This window comes from Stenotrophomonas acidaminiphila, from assembly GCF_001431595.1.
Classification (GTDB): Bacteria; Pseudomonadota; Gammaproteobacteria; order Xanthomonadales; family Xanthomonadaceae; genus Stenotrophomonas; species Stenotrophomonas acidaminiphila.
Map to the genome: position 1 here is coordinate 17593 of NZ_LDJO01000033.1, position 15726 is coordinate 33318.

Annotated in this window: 13 protein-coding genes; 9 read left to right on the forward strand and 4 right to left on the reverse strand. The window is 69.5% G+C overall.

Annotated features, from left to right (window positions below; genetic code table 11):
* Positions 1–81 precede the first annotated feature (81 nt).
* Entirely contained in the window at positions 82–2064 is a 1983-nt protein-coding gene (locus tag ABB33_RS11585; protein ID WP_152985061.1) for a UvrD-helicase domain-containing protein, read from the forward strand.
* Between the two features lie 43 nt (positions 2065–2107).
* Complete coding sequence (locus ABB33_RS11590; protein WP_056932216.1) at positions 2108–2656, forward strand: GNAT family N-acetyltransferase; 549 nt, start codon at positions 2108–2110, stop codon at positions 2654–2656.
* 204 nt (positions 2657–2860) lie between these two features.
* Here the strand turns inward: ABB33_RS11590 and ABB33_RS11595 are convergent, their stop codons facing one another.
* Complete coding sequence (locus ABB33_RS11595; RefSeq protein ID WP_056932217.1) at positions 2861–3520, reverse strand: YceH family protein; 660 nt, start codon at positions 3518–3520, stop codon at positions 2861–2863.
* Positions 3521–3697: 177 nt separating this feature from the next.
* Between ABB33_RS11595 and ABB33_RS11600 the strand changes: the two genes are divergently transcribed.
* The 5 genes from ABB33_RS11600 (at position 3698) to ABB33_RS11620 (ending at position 9408) form a co-directional block, all read left to right on the forward strand.
* Positions 3698–4600: a 5'-nucleotidase, lipoprotein e(P4) family gene (locus ABB33_RS11600; RefSeq protein WP_056932218.1), complete on the forward strand. Its 903-nt coding sequence runs from the start codon at positions 3698–3700 to the stop codon at positions 4598–4600.
* Positions 4597–5316 carry an orotidine-5'-phosphate decarboxylase gene (gene pyrF / locus ABB33_RS11605; protein WP_056932219.1) on the forward strand — a complete coding sequence of 240 codons (720 nt, stop codon included), beginning with the start codon at positions 4597–4599 and terminating at the stop codon, positions 5314–5316. Before ABB33_RS11600 ends, pyrF begins: the two co-directional genes overlap by 4 nt.
* Positions 5317–5594: 278 nt before the next feature.
* Positions 5595–6533, forward strand: a complete 939-nt coding sequence (locus tag ABB33_RS11610) for a hypothetical protein (RefSeq protein ID WP_192301413.1) — start codon at positions 5595–5597, stop codon at positions 6531–6533.
* 8 nt (positions 6534–6541) lie between these two features.
* Positions 6542–9145, forward strand: coding sequence for a glycerol-3-phosphate 1-O-acyltransferase PlsB (plsB, locus tag ABB33_RS11615; RefSeq protein ID WP_380610178.1), 2604 nt, complete (start codon positions 6542–6544; stop codon positions 9143–9145).
* Positions 9142–9408, forward strand: a complete 267-nt coding sequence (locus ABB33_RS11620; RefSeq protein WP_152985056.1) for a hypothetical protein — start codon at positions 9142–9144, stop codon at positions 9406–9408. The genes plsB and ABB33_RS11620 overlap by 4 nt, the downstream gene beginning before the upstream one ends.
* A 25-nt stretch (positions 9409–9433) precedes the next feature.
* Here ABB33_RS11620 and ABB33_RS11625 read toward each other — a convergent pair whose 3' ends face one another.
* Genes ABB33_RS11625 through ABB33_RS11635 form a run of 3 tightly spaced genes read right to left on the reverse strand, consistent with a single transcriptional unit; the run spans position 9434 to position 13673 of the window.
* A complete protein-coding gene (locus ABB33_RS11625) occupies positions 9434–9640 on the reverse strand; it encodes a YdcH family protein (protein ID WP_056932222.1) in 207 nt (68 codons plus the stop codon).
* Positions 9641–9657: 17 nt separating this feature from the next.
* Entirely contained in the window at positions 9658–11127 is a 1470-nt protein-coding gene (locus tag ABB33_RS11630) for a CehA/McbA family metallohydrolase (protein ID WP_056932223.1), read from the reverse strand.
* On the reverse strand, positions 11127–13673 hold the full coding sequence (locus ABB33_RS11635) for a TonB-dependent receptor (protein ID WP_082595076.1): 2547 nt from the start codon (positions 13671–13673) through the stop codon (positions 11127–11129). The genes ABB33_RS11630 and ABB33_RS11635 overlap by 1 nt, the downstream gene beginning before the upstream one ends.
* A 130-nt stretch (positions 13674–13803) precedes the next feature.
* Between ABB33_RS11635 and ttcA the strand changes: the two genes are divergently transcribed.
* Both ttcA and ABB33_RS11645 read left to right on the forward strand, forming a co-directional pair.
* Complete coding sequence (ttcA, locus tag ABB33_RS11640) at positions 13804–14715, forward strand: tRNA 2-thiocytidine(32) synthetase TtcA (RefSeq protein WP_182212632.1); 912 nt, start codon at positions 13804–13806, stop codon at positions 14713–14715.
* Positions 14716–14809: 94 nt separating this feature from the next.
* Positions 14810–15718: a recombination-associated protein RdgC gene (locus ABB33_RS11645; RefSeq protein WP_056932225.1), complete on the forward strand. Its 909-nt coding sequence runs from the start codon at positions 14810–14812 to the stop codon at positions 15716–15718.
* The last annotated feature ends 8 nt before the right edge of the window (positions 15719–15726 follow it).

Below are 15726 nucleotides of genomic sequence, written 5' to 3' on the forward strand. Positions count from 1 at the left end.
GACCCTGAGGGGTGACAGAATACCCGCCGCCGGCCCACCCGGGCTTCTCACGTTTCTGGTTCCCGTCCCTTCGTTCCCATGCTGGATTCCCTCAATCCCCCCCAACGCGCGGCGGTGCTGCACACCGAAGGCCCCCTGCTGGTGCTGGCCGGTGCCGGCAGCGGCAAGACCCGCGTGATCGTGGAGAAGATCGCCCACCTGATCGGCAGCGGCCGCTACAGCGCCCGCCGCATCGCCGCGATCACCTTCACCAACAAGTCGGCCAAGGAAATGCGCGAGCGCGTGGCCAGGCGCCTGCAGGGCGGCCAGGCCGAGGACGTGACCATCTGCACCTTCCACGCGCTGGGGCTGAAGTTCATGCAGATCGAGCACGCCGCGGTGGGCCTGAAGCGCGGCTTCTCGATCTTCGACGCCGACGACGCGGCCGCCCAGGTCAAGGACCTGCTGGGTGGCGGCAACGCCAAGCCCGACGACATCGAGGACATGAAGAACCTGATCTCGCGGGCCAAGAACGCCGGGCTCTCGCCGGAGCAGGCGATGGCGGCCGCACGCAGCAACCGCGAGAAGGACGCGGCGATGGTCTACGCGCTGTACCAGGCGCGGTTGACCGCGTTCAACGCGGTCGATTTCGACGACCTGATCCGGCTGCCGGTGCAGGTGCTGGAAGAGAACCCGGACATCGCCGCGGCCTGGCGCGAACGCATCGGCTACCTGCTGGTGGACGAATGCCAGGACACCAACGATGCCCAGTACCGGCTGCTCAAGCAGCTGGCCGGCGCGGCCGGCAACTTCACCTGCGTGGGCGACGACGACCAGTCGATCTATGCCTGGCGCGGCGCCAACCCGGAGAACCTGCAGAACATGGCGGTGGAATACCCGTCGCTGCAGATCATCAAGCTCGAACAGAACTACCGCTGTTCCAACCGCGTGCTGCGCGCGGCCAACGCGCTGATCGCGCACAACCCGCACGAACACCTGAAGACGCTGTGGTCCGACCAGGCCGACGGCGAGCGCATCCGCGTGTGGGAGTGCCGCAACAGCGAGCACGAAGCGGAAAAAGTGGCCGCCGAGATCCAGTTCATCGCCACCAGCCGGCGCGTGCCGTGGAGCGATTTCTGCATCCTGTTCCGCGGCAACTTCCAGAGCCGGCCGCTGGAGAAGGCGCTGCAGATGGTCGGGGTGCCCTACCACCTGACCGGCGGCACCGTGTTCCTGGAGCGGCAGGAAGTGAAGGACACCCTGGCCTGGCTGCGGCTGCTGGTGAACCCCGACGACGACACCGCGTTCATGCGCGCGGTGCAGGCGCCCAAGCGCGACGTCGGTGCCGGTACCCTGGCCAAACTGGCGGAGCTGGCCTCGGACAAGGGCATGTCGATGGCGCAGGCGGCCGAGGCGATGGGCGCGCTGGCGCAGCTGCCGCCGCGCGCGGCCAACAGCCTGAGCCGCTTCACCGACATCCTGCGCGCGCTGCGCATGGACATGCGGCAGATGTCCTCCGGCGACCTGGTGCGGCGCGTGGCCAAGGACTCGGGCCTGCTGGCCGAGCTGCGCCACCAGGCCAAGGACACCGCCGGCTACGAACGCCGTGCCGCCAACCTCGAGGAGCTGGCCTCGTGGTTCGAGAACGGCCCGCGCGGCGCCAGCGCCGCGGACATGGCCGCGCAGCTCGCGCTGATCTCGCGCAGCGACAAGGACGACGGCGGCAACCAGGTGCGGATGATGACCCTGCACGCCTCCAAGGGCCTGGAATTCCCGTACGTGTTCATCGTCGGCTGCGAGGACGGCGTGCTGCCGCACCAGGTCAGCCTCGACGAAGGCAACCTGCAGGAGGAGCGGCGCCTGCTGTACGTGGGCATCACCCGCGCCAAGATCCAGCTGTGGATGAGTTACAGCCGCCTGACCCGCAAGTTCGGCGAGCACGTGCGGCTCAAGCCCAGCCGTTTCTTCGACGAGCTGCCGGCGGCCGAGATCCAGCGCGACGGCGCCGACCCGGTGGCCGATGCCGTGCACAAGAAGGAGCGTGCGCAGGCCGGACTGGCGGCGATCCAGGCGCTGTTCGACTAGCCGCCAGCGGGCTTGCGCCCGCGCGTGCGTGGAGCCACCCTGCATGGCAACGACCGTGGCGGGCCAGACGATGCTGATCGAAACCGAACGACTGCGCCTGCGCCCGTTGCGCGATGACGACGCCGATGCCGCGGCGATGCTGGAGCTGCTCAACGAGCCGGGCTTCCATCGTTACATCGGCGACCGCGGCATCCGCACGCTGGAGCAGGCGCGCGGCTGCATCCGCGACGGCCCGCTGGTGAGCTACGCGCGGCACGGCTATGGCATGTACGTGGTCGAGCGCCGCAGCGACGGGGCCTGGCTGGGCAATGCCGGGCTGGTGCACCGGGCCGCGCTGCCGCATGCCGATGTCGGCTATGCCCTGCTCGAGCGCCATACCGGCCAGGGCTATGCGCTGGAGGCGGCCCGGGCGGTGCTGGGCCATGCGCGCGCTACGCTGGGGCTGGGCGCGCTGTGCGCGATCGTGACGCCGGGCAACGTGCGTTCGGTCGCATTGCTGGAAAAGCTTGGATTCCAGGCCAATGGCAGTGTGCGCCTGCCCGGCAAGGACGAGGACCTGCTGCTGTTCGTCAACGAGCCTGCAACCGGTTAACCCGGGTCGCACCCGGGACCCGCCAGTGCGGCGGGAGGCGCATGCCGGAGGCATGGCCCCGACATGCATCGCTGTGCGGCGATGGGCACTGGCCGCTGGCGGGGCGTCCACGGTAATGCCCCTGCGGCGCGAGCCCCGCAGCTGCGTTGAATCAATCGTCGCTGGTAATGCCCCCTGAGGGGCAAGCCCCGCAGCTACGCTGGCTCAGTCGTCCAGCCGGGACTGCAGCTGCGCCAGCTGTTCCTGCAGCGCTGCCACCGCCGCTTCGAGCTGCGCCACGCGTTCTTCCAGCGCGCCGTTGTCCGCGGCCGTGCCCGCGGGTGCGCGGAACTGCGCCGCCAGCGCGTCCACGTCCACCGGGCCGCCGAGCAGGTGCATGTAGCGGTCCTCGCGCTGGCCGGACGCGCGTGGCAGCTGCACCGCCAGCCCACGCTGGATCAGGCGCCCGAGCTGGTGGCGCAGGTCCTCGGCGTCGGCGAACTTGGCCATCCGCTCGCTGCGCGTGGCCAGTTCCCCGGCGGTCTGCGGGCCGCGCAGCAGCAGCAGGCCCAGCAGCGTGACCTGCTGCCGCGGCAGGTCGAGCTTGGCGCCGAGCAGGTGTTCGTAGCGCTCGGCGCGCGCGGAGAAATGCTGGCGGGCCAGGCCCATCGCCTCCAGCTGGCGCAGTGCGTGCTGCACGGTGCCGGCGTCCAGGTTCATCACCGGATCGCGTGCGGTCTTCTGGTTGGCCGCGGTCTGCGCGGCGTTGACCGTCAGCGGATAGGTCTCGGGCGTGGTCGCTTCCTTCTCGACCAGGCAGCCGAGCACCCGCATCTGCGCGGCGTCGAGCACGGGAACGGGCAAGGGGGCAGGGGTGTCGGTCATCGTCGGCATCCGGTCGCGCGAGGGGGGCGCAAGCATAGCCGAGGGCCCGACAGAACCGGGGTCGGAGTCGGCTTGCCGCAAAACCGACGCTGCCCCTGGTTTTGCCTGCCCTCGGCGCGGGCCGGGTGGGGAGCCGGTAAACTTGCCGGGTTTTCGTTCTGTCCGGTAGCCGTGCCCATGTCCCGAATCCACCACTCCCTCCTGCTCGCCGGCGCGCTGTTGTCGCTGGCCGCGTGCAGTACGTCCCGGCCCCTGGTCCACGGCGAGCCCGCCGTGCCGGCCCCGGTGACGGTCGCCACCGAGGGGGCCAACGACAACCTGAATGCGGTGCTGTGGGTGCAGCGCTCGCAGGAGTACCGGGCCAACGCCCTGCAGACCTGGCGCGCCGCCGCCGCGCAGCTGGACCGCGCGCTGGCCGACCGCTCATGGACCGCGCTGCTGCCGCAGGAAGGCGGCAGCCAGCAGTCGGCCAGGTTGAAGCCGGCGGTGGTGGTGGACGTGGACGAAACCGTGCTGGACAACTCGCCCTACCAGGCGCGGCTGGTGCGCGACGGCGGCAGCTACGACGACGTCAGCTGGGACGCCTGGGTGTCCGAAGGCAAGGCCGGCGCGGTGCCGGGTGCGGTCGAGTTCGCGCAGGCCGCGGCGGCCAGGGGCGTGACCATGATCTACATCACCAACCGCACCGAGCACATGAAGGACGTCACCCTGGCCAACCTGCGCCGGCTCGGCTTCCCGGTCGCCGGCGACGACGTCTACCTGGGCCTGGACAAGTACGTGCCGGGCTGCGAACAGGAAGGCAGCGAAAAGGCTTGCCGCCGCCAGCTGGTGGCCCGGCAGTACCGGGTGCTGATGCAGTTCGGCGACCAGCTCAGCGACTTCGCCGCGATCGGGGTCAATACCCAGGCCGGCCGCGATGCGCTGCTGCAGGCCCACCAGGGCTGGTTCGGCCAGCGCTGGTGGATGCTGGCCAACCCGACCTATGGCGGCTGGGAGCCGGCGCAGTTCAACAATGCCTGGTCGCTGCCCGAAGCCGAGCGCCGCGCCGCCAAGCGCGCCGCGCTGGACCTCGCCCAATGAGCCGCGGGCCGCTGCCGCTGCGCACCGACGAGCGCCTGATCTTCGCGCTGGATGTGCCGGGGCGCGCCGAGGCCATCGACTGGGTCGAGCGGCTTGGCGACGCGGTGTCGTTCTACAAGATCGGCATGGAACTGCTGGCCTCGGGCGAATATTTCGCGGTGCTCGACGAACTGGCCAGGCGCGACAAGCGCGTGTTCGTCGACCTGAAATTCTTCGATATTCCCGCCACCGTCGCCGGCGTCATCCGGCGCCTGTCGCAGTGGCCGGTGAGCTACTGCACGATCCACGGCTGGCACCCGGCGATGATGCAGGCCGCGGCCACGGCCAACACCTCGGACATGCGCCTGCTGGCGGTGACCGTGCTGACCTCCATGGGCCGCCCCGACCTGGCGCAGATGGGCATCGACCGCGAACCGGTGGAGGTGGTGGTCGAACGCGCACTGGCCGCGCAGCGCGCCGGCATCGATGGCGTGATCGCCTCCGGCCAGGAGGCCGCGTCGATCCGCGCCGCCACCGGCAGCGGCTTTTCCATCGTCTGCCCGGGCATCCGTCCCGGCGGCCCGGTGGGGGACGACCAGCAGCGCACGGTCGGCGTGGCCCAGGCGTTCGCCGATGGCGCCGACGCCATCGTCGTCGGCCGGCCGATCCGGCTGGCCCCGGATCCGCGTGCGGCGGCGCAGGCGATGCAGCGCGAAATCACAGATTTCTTTGATTAAAAATCAATAACTTACATATTGATTCATGAAGTGTTGCATTAACTGAAGCGGGCGCGTAGGCTGTGCCCCGTCCCGGCATTGCCGGTGATGTGTCACATGTCCCCGGCTCCGCCGGCTTGAGGAGGTTCGCCACCGGCAACGGGGCGGCCTCTTTTTTTTTGCGCGCAAACCGGCGCCGCTTGCCGCTGTCACCTTGCTGGCCGCAAGATGCCACGGCCCGGGGGAGGACCAACGACGCCATGCCACGCCGTTCATCTCGCAGCCGTTCGCGTCTCGTCTTGCTGTCGCTGTGCGCGGTGGCCGTGCTTGCCGCCGGCTGCCGGCGCTCGCAGGAGCCCTTGCCGGGTGCTGCCACCGAGCCGGCCGCGGCCGTGCGCCAGCTGGTCCAGCACCTGCACGACAACGACCTGGCCGGCTACGCCCGCGCGGCGGTACCGCCGGCGCAGTACGCGGAACTGGAGGCGGCCTGGGCCCAGGGCCACAGCCGCTGGCCACTGGACCAGCTGCCGCTGCACGACAAACTGCCGGCGCTGCTGGCCACGCTGTCGGCCGCCGACGCCGAGACCCGGCTGCAGCGCGCATTCAAGGCACAGATCGCCGGGCAGGCGGCCGGCGTGCGCCAGGCCGCGCACTCGCTGGGCCTGTTCGGCGAGCAGTACATCAGCCACCAGGGCGACTACAGCGCCGACGAGCGTGCCCACTACGTGCAGCTGGTCAAGGCGCTCAGCGCCTGGGCGCAGGCCGCGCCGCTGTCCGATCCCAAGCTGGCCCGCTCGGCCATCACCACCTTGACCACCGCCGCGCGCGCCACCGGCCTGGACAGCGACGCCGCGCTGCAGGCCGCGGGCATGACCGGCAGCCTGCAGCGGCTGTCACCGTTCGCCGCGGCCAGCAAACAGGTGCTGGCCAGCTACGGGTTGTCGCTGGACGAGAGCGTCGCGCAGATGCGCACCGGCCTGAGCAGCCAGGACGGCGACCGCGCCGTCGTCCACGTGCAATACCCGCTTGCGGGCCACGACATCGACCTGCAGGTGGCGCTGCAGCGCCGCCAGGGGCACTGGTACCTGGCCCGCACCCTGGCCGAAGTGGACGCCGTGCTGGCCGCCGCGCGCGCCGCCGCCCCGCCGCCGGTGGAGGGCGAGGCGCCCCGGTCCGGCTCCGGCAACGACGCAACCACCGGCACCGGGGACAGCCTGGCGGCGGCAGCTAAGCCATAATGTCGCCGATGTCGAAACAGAACCCACGGCCCGAACAGGGCGAACTCCTGCCGTCGGGCGAAGCCAGCGCCCCGGCCGCCTCCCCCCTGCCGGCCGCGGCCGGTCGGCCGCCCGTACGCCCGGGCCGGCGCCCGCTGTGGGCGCGCCTGCTCGGCCGCCTGATCGAGCCGTGGCTGGGGCTGAAGATCGAGCCCGAGCAGCTCCAGCACGACCCGGCGCAGCCGGTGGTCTACGTGCTGGAGGACTACGGCCTGTCCAACGCGCTGATCCTGGACAAGGCCTGCCGCGACGCCGGGCTGCCGTCGCCGCTGGTCCCGCTGGCCGGCGATCCGACCGGGCGCAAGCGCGCCTATGTCGCGCTGTCGCGGCGTTCCAGCAACAACGCGCTGATCCCCGAGCAGCGCGGTGCCCGTACCCATTCCGACTCGCTGGCGCGGCTGCTGCAGGCGCATCGCGCCAATCCGGCGCTGGACGTGCAGCTGGTGCCGGTGTCGATCTTCGTCGGCCGCGCGCCGGACAAGCAGAGCGGCTGGTTCGCGGTGCTGTTCTCGGAAAACTGGGCGCTGGTCGGTCGCTTCCGCCGCCTGCTGGCGGTGCTGCTCAACGGCCGCGACAGCATCGTGCGCTTTGCCGCGCCGATTTCGCTGCGCGAGACCGTGGAAGAGGGGCTGGAGCCCGAACGCACCGTGCGCAAGCTGCAGCGCGTGCTGCGCGCGCACTTCCGCCGCATCCGCGAATCGATCATCGGTCCGGATCTTTCCACCCGCCGCCTGCTGGTGGACAAGGTGCTGGAAGCCGAGCCGGTGCGCGAGGCCATCGCCGCCCAGGCCAAGCGCGACAACTCCAGGCCGGCCGATGCCTGGAAGAAGGCGCAGGGCTACGCCTGGGAGATCGCGGCCGACTATTCCAGCCCGGTGGTGCGTTCGGCCAGCTTCATGCTGACCCACGTCTGGAACCGCATCTACGCCGGCGTGCTGGTCCACCACCTGGACAAGTTCAAGGAAGCCGCGCCCGGGCACGAAGTGATCTACGTGCCCAGCCACCGCAGCCACATGGACTACCTGCTGCTGAGCTACCTGCTGTACGACCGCGGCATCGTGCCGCCGCACATCGTGGCCGGCATCAACCTCAACCTGCCGGTGGTCGGCACGCTGCTGCGCAAGGGCGGCGCGTTCTTCATCCGCCGCAGCATCCGCGGCAACGCGCTGTACTCGGCCGTGCTCAGCGAGTACGTCGCGCAGCTGGTGGCCGGCGGCTACTCGATCGAGTACTTCGTCGAGGGCGGGCGCTCGCGCACCGGGCGCCTGCTGCAGCCCAAGGGCGGCATGATCTCGATGACGCTGCGCGCGTTCCTGCGGCAGCCGCGCAAGCCGGTGCTGTTCCAGCCCATCTACATCGGCTACGAGAAGCTGATGGAGGGCAACAGCTATCTGGACGAACTGTCCGGGCGGCCCAAGGAAAAGGAATCGATCTGGGCGCTGCTGTGGGGCATCCCCAAGGTGCTCAAGCAGAATTACGGCCAGGTGGTGGTGAACTTCGGCGAGCCGATCGCGCTGAACGACGTGCTGGCCGAGAAGGCGCCGGAGTGGGATGGCCAGCCGGTGTCCGAGGACGAGAAGCCGTCCTGGCTGTCGGGCACGGTCGATACCCTGGCCGAGCAGATCCAGGTGCGCATCAACGGCGCCGCCGACGTCAATCCGATCAACCTGCTGGCGCTGGCGCTGCTGTCCACGCCCAAGCACGCCATGGGCGAGGCCGACCTGGTCGCGCAGATCGAGCTGTGCAAGAAGCTGCTGGTGGAACTGCCGTATTCGGACCGGGTGACGGTCACCCCGCATTCGCCCGAGCGCATCATCGCCCACGCCGAGGAGATCAACGTCCTCACCCGGGTCAAGCATCCGCTGGGCGACGTGCTCAGCGTCAGCGGCGACACCGCGGTGCTGCTGAGCTACTTCCGCAACAACGTGCTGCACCTGTTCACCGCGTCTTCGTGGGTGGCCTGTTGCTTCCAGAACAACCGCCGCATGAGCCGTGCCGGCCTGCTGCGGCTCGGGCGCGGGCTGTACCCGTTCCTGCAGCAGGAGCTGTTCCTGCCGTGGACCGAGGACGAATTCGCCGCGCGCATCGAGCAGACCATCAACGTGTTCGTGCGCGAAGGCCTGCTGCAGCAGGTGGGCGAGGACGAGGGCGGCATGCTCGCGCGCAGCACCGGCCAGACCGACGAGGTGTTCCGCCTGCGTGCCATCGGCCATTCGCTGCAGCAGGCGTTCGAGCGTTACTACATCGCCATCTCGGTGCTGGTGAAGAACGGCCCCGGCGTGCTCGGCGCGGCCGAACTGGAAAGCCTGTGCCAGCAGGCCGCGCAGCGCCTGAGCCTGCTCTACGCCCCGGCCGCGCCGGAGTTCTTCGACAAGACCCTGTTCCGCGGTTTCATCCAGAAGATGCGCGAGCTGCGCCTGGTCTGGCCGGACGAGAACAGCAAGCTGCTGTTCGACGAGCGCCTCGATGCCTGGGCCAAGGACGCCAAGTTCATCCTCGGCCGCGAACTGCGCCACACCATCGAGCGGGTGAGCCCGGAAGCGGTGAAGCCGGAGGAACCGGCGGCGGGTTGAAGCTTCCCCGGCGCCGGACAACGGAGGGCAAGGTGATGTGGCAGACAACGTTCTTCGCGTCGGTGGCGACCCTCTGCGTGCTTGCCGCGGTGCACGCCATGCGCCGCAAGCCGCGCGATGTTTCCGCACTGCCGGCCCCTTCGGACGAAGGGAAGGCGCTGCTGCGGAGCGGTAGGAAGATCGCCGCGATCCGGGCCTGCCGCCGGCAATGCGGCGCATCGTTGCTGGAAGCCAACCGGGTCATCGCCCGCCACGCGGCCTGAGCGACCGCCGTGGCGCCGCCGCAGGTCAGGCCGGCTCGTCGGGAATCAGCATGCTTTCCAGCCTGGTGATGCAGTCCCTGAGCTGCAGCTTGCGCCTTTTCAGCCGCTTGGCGTCCAGCTCGTCGTCGGGGTTGGCGGCGAGCCTGCCGATGCGTTCGTCCAGGCTGCGGTGCTCGGCCCGCAGTTCGGCGATGCGCTGGCTGATCTCGGCGAAGGGCGGCAGCTCGGACATGCCGCCAGCTTAGCCGGTCAGCGGGGCCAGTTCACGTACACCGGGTTGCCCAGCATCAGCAGGCTGCCGTCGTCATCGCGCGCATCCACGCGCAACCAGTGTCGCTTGCCATCCGAGCGCCAGCGCAGGCTGGCCCGCTGGCTGCCGTCCTCGCCGGTTTCCACCGTGGCGGGGTGGCGGCGGCCGTCGATGACGAACTCGATCCGCAGCGGGCGGGGATAATCCAGCTCGGCGTGCGCGGTGGCCCACTGTCCGGCGGGCAGGTCCAGTTGCTGGCCCATCCCGGTGCGCTGGCCGCCCGCGTCGCGCAGCCACAGGTCCAGCCGGCTGCCGGCGACGTTGCGCACGTCCACCACCACCCGGCCCTGCCTCAGTGCGGCCAGGATGGCGTCGCGCGACAGTGCCGGGGCATGCACCAGGGTGGCCGGCAGGCCGATCGGCGAAGGACCTTCGGCCGCGCCCGGATCATGGCTGTCGCTGCCGCCGATGGCGGTCATGCGCCGGCCCTGCTGCAGCTGCTGCTCCCAGAAGCCGACGCCCGCACGTGGGCCGTCGGCCTGGCTGGCGTTGACCACTTCCACCGCGGCGACCGCGTCCATGTCCACCGGTTTGGCGGGGGTCCAGCCGCAGCCCATGCACGCCTCGCCGGAGGCCAGCGCCGGGTGGTTGATCGACAGCAGCGCACCGCTGTCGTTGACCTGGCGCAGCAGCGGGTTCCAGTCGGGCAGGGTGTCGCCGAGCCGGAACGGCAGCGGCCCGTTGATGCCGAATACGTTGGCGTGGCCCTGGAAGGTGGTGACTTCCATGCCCGGAATCAGCAACAGGCGATCGAACCAGGGCTGGTGGCGCGCCAGCTCCTCCAGGTGCGAGGCCGTGTTGTGCTCGGTGACGGCGACGAAATCCAGGCCCTGCCGTGCCGCGGCCTGCAGGCTCAGGAACAGCGGGCAGGGCACCTTGTTGCCCTGTTGGCTGCTGCAGCTGCCGTCGCTGTGGGTGCTGTGCATGTGCAGGTCGCCGCGGTACCACGCCGGCCCCTCGCGCAGTACCTGCGGCGCGCGGTCCCTGCCGGCCTGCACTTCATCCTCGTCCCACAGGGTCACGCCGACGGTGTAGGGCGTGCGTGCCCCGGCACGGATGTTGGGAATGCCGAGCAGCACCTTCCACTGGCCTGCCGGCAATGCGCCGGGCAGGTAGCCACCGCTGGCGTCGTAGCGGGAAACCGTGACCGCGCGGCGCGAACCGCCGCTCCAGCCGCGAAAGCCATGCGTGTCCAGCAGGCCGAGGTCGATGACGGTACGCTCGCCGGCGCCGTCATGCCGCAGCGTGACGTCCACCCTGGCGGTGCCGTCGGGCACCGTGAACGGCAGTTCCAGGTACCGCTGATGGTCCTTGCCGCTCAGCGTGCCCTGCAGTTGCAGGGTCTGCGCGGCGTGGGCGCAGGGGCTGGCGGCAAGCGCCGCCAGCACCACCGGGAGCAGGGCGCGCATCAGAACCGGTACATCAGGGCCAGGCGGTAGTTGCGGCCCAGCAGCGGCCGTGCGATGAAGGCGCTGGCGCCCGCGTCGCTGCTCGCGAGCTCGCCGGCACGCGGATTGCCCTCGGTCAGGCCCAGCGAGTTGGTGACGTTGTCGACGTAGCCGTACATCGACACGCGCTCGCTCAGTTCGTAGCGCGCGCTGAGGTTGAGCAGCTGGTAGGACGGCAGGCGCACCGAGTTGGCGGTGTCCACGTAGCGCTCGCCCTGGTGCTCGGCGGCGGCCTGCAGGCGCAGGCGCTGGTCGAGCAGGTTGATGCCGGCGACCACGCGCGCGCCCAGCTCCGGCACGCGGATCAGCTGGTTGCCGACGAAATCGCGCAGCACCGGCGCGCCATTGACCAGCTCGCTGTAGCGCAGGTCGCGGTACTGCGCATCCTGCCAGGTGGCGTTGACGCGCAGGTCGAACCAGTCGGTGGGGTACCACGCCGTCTCCAGTTCCAGGCCGAACGTGCGGGTACTGGCATAACCGGCTTCGCGGGTGGACACGCCGGTGTCCGGGTTGAAGCGGTAGTTGCTGAAGCCGACGTTGTCGTACTTGGTGTAGAACGCCGTGGCGTAGGCGCTGAACAGCGGGTTGGCGAACTTGAAGCCGACTTCGGCCAGGTCCATCGTCTGCGTGTCGGCCGCCTTGCCGTTGGCGAATGCGCAGGCGGCGACGGTCGCGGCCGAGGTCGCGTCGCAGTTGTCGTTGCGGGTGATGTAGTTGCCCAGGCTGGGCAGGCGGAAGGCCGAGGTCCAGCGGCCGAACACGCCCATGCCATCGTTGAACTGCCAGTTGGCGCCGATCGACCAGCCCAGGTCGTCCGACTCCAGGTCGTGGTTCACGTACAGGCCCGAACCAGTAAGCATCTGCGAGGTCGCCAGGGTGCCGCCGTCGACGCTGCGGCGCACCTCGTTCCAGCCGCTGCTGCTGGCCTTCTCCCAGCGCAGGCCGCTGTCGATGCGCAGCCTGTCGTTGACCTGCCACTCGTCGCTGACATAGAAGGCCTGGGTCTTCTGTTCGCCCGAGGCGTTGTTCCATTCGTAGCCGTAGCGCCACACGCCGTTGTCGCTGAGCGTACGCACCACGTTGCCGTTTGCATCCAGCGCGACCAGGTCGAGCAGGCGGGCGTTGTCGGTGGCGTCCATCAGCACCGAGGACGAGTAGCGGGTGTAGTCCTCCCGGGTCGAGGCCAGGTAGTAGCCCAGGGTCAGGTCGTGCTGCTGGCCGCCGAGCGCGAAGCTGCGCATCAGCCGCGTGTCGCTGACGAACTCGCGCACCGGGATGTCCAGCCCGCGCAGTCCGCCGATCACCATCAGGCCATTGCCGTTCTGGCTGGCGGTATCGAAGCCGCCGCTTCCATTCACGTAGCGCAGGCCCAGCGCGGTGGCGCCCGGCACCGATGCCAGCAGGTTCTTCTGCCCGGCGAGGAACGTGGCCGCCGGCGTCAGCGAGTTGGGGAACACGCCGTTGCGGATGGTGTCGGTGCGGCTGAAGCGCGCCGATTGCGCCAGTTCCCAGTCGCCGCCCAGTCCGGTCTCCAGCTTGAACGTGAGCTGGTCGCGCTTCACATGGGTGCCTTCGCTGTTGTCGAAGTCCCAGCCGCGGCCATCGGCGGTCTTCATCGACAGGTAGCGGGTTTCCGGGCCGGCCAGCGTCCCGTGGTTGCCGTCGAAGCCGGGCACCGCGCGGATGTCGCCGTTGCCGTTGGTGTACATCGGGATGCCCAGATACAGGGCGACGCGGTCATCCATGCGCTTGGCGTCGATGCTGAAACGCCCGCCCTCGAACTCCCTGGCCAGGTTGAGGCGGAACTGGCCGCCATCGTTGCCGTTGAAGCCGGGATCGCGCACGCCGTCCTCGACCCGGTAGAAGCCACCCAGCAGCAGCTTCCAGCCATTGGCCAGCGGGCTGCCGTAGGCGAAGTCCAGGCGGTTCAGGCCGCTGTCGCCGACGGTGTACTTGAACACGCCGCTGGCGTCATCGCCGACCTGGCGCGGGATGAAGTTGATCGCACCGGCCGGGGCGTTGGAATACATCACCGATGCCGGTCCGCCGCGTACCACCTCGATGCGTTCGATGGTTTCGTCCAGGCGGAATGCCTGGTCGCCGTTGAGGTAGCCCAGCGCCGGGTCATGCACCACCGGGATGCCGTCTTCCAGCAGGGTGACCGAGCCGAAGCCGTCGACCGGGATGCCGCGCGCGCGGATGTTGCCGCTGGCCTCGCCGCCGGAGGCTTCCACCCAGAACCCGGGCACCGATTTGAGCGCCTCGGTCACGCTGGTCGGCGCCTGCATGCGCAGCTGCTCTTCCTCGATGTTGGTGATCGAGTAACTGGTCTCGGCCTTGGTGCGCACGCCGGTGCCGCTGCGGCCGGTGACGATGACCGTATCCAGGTCCTTGGCGGAGGAACGGGAAGCGCTGGCGGCCTCCTGGGCAAGCACGGAAGCCGGGGCAAGGGCGGAGGACAGCAGCAGCGCACGGCAGACGGCGGAAGCGAGACGGTTATCGAGCACGATGGACCCAGGGGCTGGACGGGGGAGCCCGGGATGCTGTCAGCGCGGCGTGACGTCGCCATGACGCTTTTGTGCCAGCCCGTGTCACCCGCCGCTGTGGAGCGCGGGGCCAGCCGGTAGAATGCACGCGATGAGTGCCGTCATTCCCCTTCCCGATCCCGCGCCGCGCGCCCGCGACCCGCGCGTGGCCGAACGCGAACACCACAAGCTGGGCAAGCGCCTGCGCCGCCAGGTCGGCCAGGCCATCGCCGACTTCGGCATGATCGAGGCCGGCGACAAGGTCATGGTCTGCCTGTCCGGCGGCAAGGACAGCTACACCCTGCTGGACATCCTGCTGCAGCTGCAGAAGAAGGCACCGGTGCCGTTCGAGCTGGTGGCGGTGAACCTGGACCAGAAGCAGCCCGGATTCCCCGAGCATGTGCTGCCCGAGTACCTGGCCGGCATCGGCGTGCCGTACCACATCATCGAGCAGGACACCTATTCGGTGGTCAGCCGGGTGATCCCGGAAGGCAAGACCATGTGTTCGCTGTGTTCGCGGATGCGTCGCGGTTCGCTGTACAGCTACGCCGAGGAAAACGGCTTCACCAAGATCGCGCTGGGCCACCACCGCGACGACATGGTGGCCACGTTCTTCATGAACCTGTTCCACCACGCCAAGATCTCCGGCATGCCGCCGAAGCTGCGCAGCGACGACGGCAGGCACGTGGTGATCCGCCCGCTGGCCTACGTGCGCGAGAGCGACATCATCGACTACGCGGCGGCGCGGCGGTTCCCGATCATCCCCTGCAACCTGTGCGGCAGCCAGGAGAACCTGCAGCGCAAGCAGGTCGGGCTGATGATGAAGCAGTGGGAAAAGGACCACCCCGGGCGCATCGAGCAGATCTCGCGCGCGCTGGGCGACATCCGCCCCTCGCAGATGGCCGATCCCAACCTGTTCGACTTCATGGCGCTGGGCCGCCGCGACGACGCGCCGCTGCCCGACGCGCATGCCTGGCTGGCCGGTGGCGACCCGCAGGCCGCCCGGCAGCCGGAAGAAGACTGAGGCGCCACGGCCACCCTGATTCCGGCGCCGCGTCGCGGCGTCCTTTCCAGGCGGGAGGCATGTTCCCGCCGATCACGCATTCCCCAGGACCTCCATGTTTTTCAAGAACCTCACCCTGTTCCGCTTTCCCACCTCGGTCGATTTCTCCGAAGTCGATACCCTGCTGCCGCACGTCGTGCTCAAGCCGGTCGGCGCGCTGGAAATGAGTTCGCGCGGCTTCATCTCGCCCTTCGGGCGCGAGGAGAAGGCGCAGTTCTCGCACCGCATCGGCGATGCGCTGTGGCTCACCGTCGGCGGCGAGGAGAAGATCCTTCCCGGCGCGGTGGTCAACGACCTGCTGGCGCGCCGGCTGGAGGAAATCGAGGAGAAGGAAGGGCGCAAGCCCGGCGGCCGCGAGCGCAAGCGGCTCAAGGACGACCTGCTGCATGAACTGCTGCCGCGCGCCTTCGTCAAGAGCTCGCGCACCGACGCCTTCCTCGACCTGCAGCACGGCTACGTCGCGGTTGACAGCTCCAGCCGCAAGACCGGCGAGAACGTGATGAGCGACATCCGCGGCATGCTCGGCAGCTTCCCGGCGATGCCGTTGAACGCCGAGGTCGCGCCGCGCGCGATCCTGACCGCGTGGATCGCCGGCGAGCCGCTGCCCGAAGGCCTGAGCCTGGGCGAAGAATGCGAGATGAAGGACCCGGCGGAAGGCGGCGCGGTGGTCAAGTGCCAGCACCAGGAACTGCGCTGCGACGAGATCGACAAGCACCTGGACGCCGGCAAGCAGGTGACCAAGCTGGCGCTGGTGTTCGAGGACAACCTGTCCTTCGTGCTCGGCGACGACCTGATCGTGCGCAAGCTCAAGTTCCTCGACGGCGCCCTGGACCAGCTCGAACACATCGACGAGGAAGGCCGCCGCGCCGAGCTCGACGCCCGGTTCGCATTGCAGAGCGGCGAGATCCGGCGCCTGTTCCTGCTGCTGGAGCAGGCGTTCAAGCTGAGCAAGGCCGACAGCTGAACGGGCGA

Bases quoted from the DNA above. Each gene is read 5' to 3' on its own strand.
- ABB33_RS11590 (WP_056932216.1), top strand. From the start codon at position 2,108: ATGGCAACGACCGTGGCGGGCCAGACGATGCTGATCGAAACCGAACGA.
- ABB33_RS11595 (WP_056932217.1), bottom strand. From the start codon at position 3,520: ATGACCGACACCCCTGCCCCCTTGCCCGTTCCCGTGCTCGACGCCGCG.
- ABB33_RS11600 (WP_056932218.1), top strand. From the start codon at position 3,698: ATGTCCCGAATCCACCACTCCCTCCTGCTCGCCGGCGCGCTGTTGTCG.
- pyrF (WP_056932219.1), top strand. From the start codon at position 4,597: ATGAGCCGCGGGCCGCTGCCGCTGCGCACCGACGAGCGCCTGATCTTC.
- plsB (WP_380610178.1), top strand. From the start codon at position 6,542: ATGTCGAAACAGAACCCACGGCCCGAACAGGGCGAACTCCTGCCGTCG.
- ABB33_RS11625 (WP_056932222.1), bottom strand. From the start codon at position 9,640: ATGTCCGAGCTGCCGCCCTTCGCCGAGATCAGCCAGCGCATCGCCGAA.
- ABB33_RS11630 (WP_056932223.1), bottom strand. From the start codon at position 11,127: ATGCGCGCCCTGCTCCCGGTGGTGCTGGCGGCGCTTGCCGCCAGCCCC.
- ttcA (WP_182212632.1), top strand. From the start codon at position 13,804: ATGAGTGCCGTCATTCCCCTTCCCGATCCCGCGCCGCGCGCCCGCGAC.
- ABB33_RS11645 (WP_056932225.1), top strand. From the start codon at position 14,810: ATGTTTTTCAAGAACCTCACCCTGTTCCGCTTTCCCACCTCGGTCGAT.